This is a genomic window from Streptomyces sp. SM1 (assembly GCF_002910825.1).
Lineage (GTDB): Bacteria > Actinomycetota > Actinomycetes > Streptomycetales > Streptomycetaceae > Streptomyces > Streptomyces okerensis.
Genome location: NZ_NEUB01000680.1, coordinates 1 through 3,866 on the forward strand (window position 1 = coordinate 1; position 3,866 = coordinate 3,866).

The following is a 3,866-nucleotide window of genomic DNA, read 5'->3' on the forward strand; positions in this document are numbered from 1 at the left end:
CCGCGAAGCCGGCCGCGGCCCCGCCGAAGGCCGAGCCCAAGGCCGAACCCTCCGGTGCGGCGAAGACCGGCGCCGAGCAGGTGACCCTGCGCGGCCCGTCCGCCGCCGTGGCGAAGAACATGGACGCCTCCCTGGAGCTGCCCACGGCCACGTCCGTGCGCGCGCTGCCGGTGAAGCTGCTGTTCGACAACCGCATCGTCATCAACAACCACCTCAAGCGGGCCCGGGGCGGGAAGATCTCCTTCACGCACCTCATCGGCTACGCGATGGTGCAGGCCATCAAGGCCATGCCGGCGATGAACAACTCGTTCGCGCGGGTGGACGGCAAGCCGACCCTGGTGAAGCCGGAGCACGTCAACCTCGGTCTGGCCATCGACCTGGTGAAGCCCAACGGCGACCGCCAGCTGGTCGTCGCGGCCATCAAGAAGGCCGAGACGCTGAACTTCTTCGAGTTCTGGCAGGCCTACGAGGACATCGTCCGCCGCGCCCGCGACAACAAGCTGACGATGGACGACTTCACCGGTGTCACGGTCTCCCTGACCAACCCCGGCGGCCTCGGCACCGTCCACTCCGTGCCGCGTCTGATGCCCGGCCAGTCGGTGATCCTCGGCGTCGGCTCGATGGACTACCCGGCGGAGTTCCAGGGCACCAGCCAGGACACCCTGAACAAGCTCGGCATCTCCAAGGTCATGACGCTCACGTCGACCTACGACCACCGGGTGATCCAGGGCGCCGCCTCCGGCGAGTTCCTCCGCGCGGTGGCCAACCTGCTGCTCGGCGAGAACGGCTTCTACGACGACATCTTCGAGGCGCTGCGCATCCCCTACGAGCCGGTCCGCTGGCTCAAGGACATCGACGCCTCCCACGACGACGACGTCACCAAGGCCGCCCGGGTCTTCGAGCTGATCCACTCCTACCGGGTCCGCGGCCACGTCATGGCCGACACCGACCCGCTGGAGTACCGCCAGCGCAAGCACCCCGACCTGGACATCACCGAGCACGGGCTCACCCTGTGGGACCTGGAGCGCGAGTTCGCCGTCGGCGGCTTCGCCGGCAAGTCCCTGATGAAGCTGCGCGACATCCTCGGCGTGCTGCGCGACTCGTACTGCCGCACCACCGGTGTCGAGTTCATGCACATCCAGGACCCCAAGCAGCGCAAGTGGATCCAGGACCGCATCGAGCGCTCGCACACCAAGCCCGAGCGCGAGGAGCAGCTGCGCATCCTGCGCCGGCTGAACGCGGCGGAAGCCTTCGAGACGTTCCTGCAGACCAAGTACGTCGGCCAGAAGCGCTTCTCCCTGGAGGGCAGCGAGTCCGTCATCCCGCTGCTCGACGCGGTGCTGGACTCGGCGGCCGAGTCCCGGCTGGACGAGGTCGTCATCGGCATGGCCCACCGCGGCCGGCTGAACGTGCTGGCCAACGTCGTGGGCAAGTCGTACGCGCAGATCTTCCGCGAGTTCGAGGGCAACCTCGACCCGAAGTCGATGCACGGCTCCGGCGACGTGAAGTACCACCTGGGCGCCGAGGGCACCTTCACCGGCCTGGACGGCGAGCAGATCAAGGTCTCGCTGGTCGCCAACCCCTCGCACCTGGAGGCGGTGGACCCGGTCCTGGAGGGCGTCGCCCGCGCCAAGCAGGACATCATCGGCAAGGGCGGCACGGACTTCACCGTCCTGCCGGTGGCGATCCACGGCGACGCGGCCTTCGCGGGCCAGGGCGTGGTGGCCGAGACCCTGAACATGTCGCAGCTGCGCGGCTACCGCACCGGCGGCACGGTCCACGTCGTCATCAACAACCAGGTCGGCTTCACCGCCGCCCCGGAGTCCTCGCGCTCGTCGATGTACGCCACGGACGTGGCCCGCATGATCGAGGCCCCGATCTTCCACGTGAACGGCGACGACCCGGAGGCCGTGGTGCGCGTCGCGCGCCTCGCCTTCGAGTTCCGCCAGGCGTTCAACAAGGACGTGGTGATCGACCTCATCTGCTACCGCCGCCGCGGTCACAACGAGACCGACAACCCGGCCTTCACCCAGCCGCTGATGTACGACCTGATCGACAAGAAGCGCTCGGTGCGCAAGCTGTACACCGAGTCCCTCATCGGTCGCGGCGACATCACCCTGGAAGAGGCCGAGCAGGCGCTCCAGGACTACCAGGGGCAGCTGGAGAAGGTCTTCACGGAGGTCCGTGAGGCCACCTCGCAGCCGTCCGCGGCCGAGCGCCCGGACCCGCAGGCCGAGTTCCCGGTCGCCGTGAACACCGCGGTGACCACGGAGACCGTGAAGCGGATCGCCGAGTCCCAGGTGAACATCCCCGACCACATCACCGTCCACCCGCGACTGCTGCCGCAGATGCAGCGCCGGGCGGCGATGGTCGGGGACGGCACGATCGACTGGGGCATGGGCGAGACCCTCGCCCTCGGCTCGCTGCTCCTGGAGGGCGTCCCGGTGCGCCTCGCGGGACAGGACTCCCAGCGCGGCACCTTCGGCCAGCGCCACGCGGTCATCATCGACCGCAGCACGGGCGAGGAGTACACGCCGCTGCAGTACCTCTCCGAGGACCAGTCGCGGCTGAACGTCTACAACTCCCTGCTGTCCGAGTACGCGGCGATGGGCTTCGAGTACGGCTACTCGCTGGCCCGCCCCGACGCGCTCGTGCTGTGGGAGGCGCAGTTCGGTGACTTCGTCAACGGCGCGCAGACGGTCGTGGACGAGTTCATCTCCTCGGCGGAGCAGAAGTGGGCCCAGACCTCCGGTGTGGTCCTGCTCCTCCCGCACGGCTACGAGGGCCAGGGCCCGGACCACTCCTCGGCCCGTCCGGAGCGGTTCCTGCAGCTCTGCGCCCAGAACAACATGACGGTCGCGATGCCGACGTCGCCGTCGAACTACTTCCACCTGCTGCGCTGGCAGGCGCACAACCCGCACCACAAGCCGCTGGTCGTCTTCACGCCGAAGTCGATGCTGCGTCTGAAGGCCGCGGCGGCGAAGGCGGAGGAGTTCACCACGGGCCAGTTCCGCCCGGTCATCGGCGACGCCTCGGTCGACCCGGCCGCGGTCAAGAAGGTCGTCTTCACCGCCGGCAAGGTCTACTACGACCTGGACGCCGAGCGGCAGAAGCGCGGCGCGACGGACACGGCGATCATCCGCATCGAGCGCCTCTACCCGCTGCCGGGTGCGGAGCTCCAGGCGGAGATCAAGAAGTACCCGAACGCCGAGAAGTACCTGTGGGCCCAGGAGGAACCGGCGAACCAGGGTGCCTGGCCGTTCATCGCGCTCAACCTGATCGACCACCTCGACCTGTCGGTCGGCGCCGACCTCCCGCACGACGAGCGCCTGCGCCGCATCTCGCGGCCGCACGGCTCGTCGCCGGCGGTCGGCTCCGCCAAGCGCCACCAGGCCGAGCAGGAGCAGCTGGTGCGCGAGGTCTTCGAGGCCTGACCGGCAGCCGTACGCGCGGGCCGCACCCCTCTTCACGGGGGGTGCGGCCCTCTCGTTTCGCCGCGCATATCCTTGTCCTCATGTACTTCACGGACCGTGGCATCGAGGAACTGGAGAAGCGGCGCGGCGAGGAGGAGGTCACCTTCGAGTGGCTGGCCGAACAGCTGAGGACGTTCGTCGACCTCAACCCCGACTTCGAGGTCCCGGTGGAACGCCTGGCCACCTGGCTGGCCCGCCTGGACGACGAGGACGACGACTGACCCACACCCCCGGCTGACGCCGAGAACCCGCCGCACGGCCTCCGGCCGGCCCCCACGGCTCCCCGCTCCAACCCCTAGCGCCGCAGCCGCCCCGCGGGCCCGCACCGCCACCTCGCCCTCTCCACCCGTCACACCCGGCCCCACCTCGCGCCCCGGGGCCCGCACCGGTGCC

At 69.5% G+C, this 3,866-nt stretch carries 2 protein-coding genes; both read left to right on the forward strand.

The genetic code is table 11. The features are described 5' to 3' along the window. A partial coding sequence (locus tag B9S61_RS18595) for a multifunctional oxoglutarate decarboxylase/oxoglutarate dehydrogenase thiamine pyrophosphate-binding subunit/dihydrolipoyllysine-residue succinyltransferase subunit (RefSeq protein ID WP_103543278.1) occupies positions 1 to 3,434 on the forward strand: 3,434 nt, incomplete at its 5' end. A gap of 80 nt (positions 3,435 to 3,514) precedes the next feature. Next, positions 3,515 to 3,694, forward strand: a complete 180-nt coding sequence (locus B9S61_RS18600; protein ID WP_030049542.1) for a DUF6104 family protein — start codon at positions 3,515 to 3,517, stop codon at positions 3,692 to 3,694. The last annotated feature ends 172 nt before the right edge of the window (positions 3,695 to 3,866 follow it).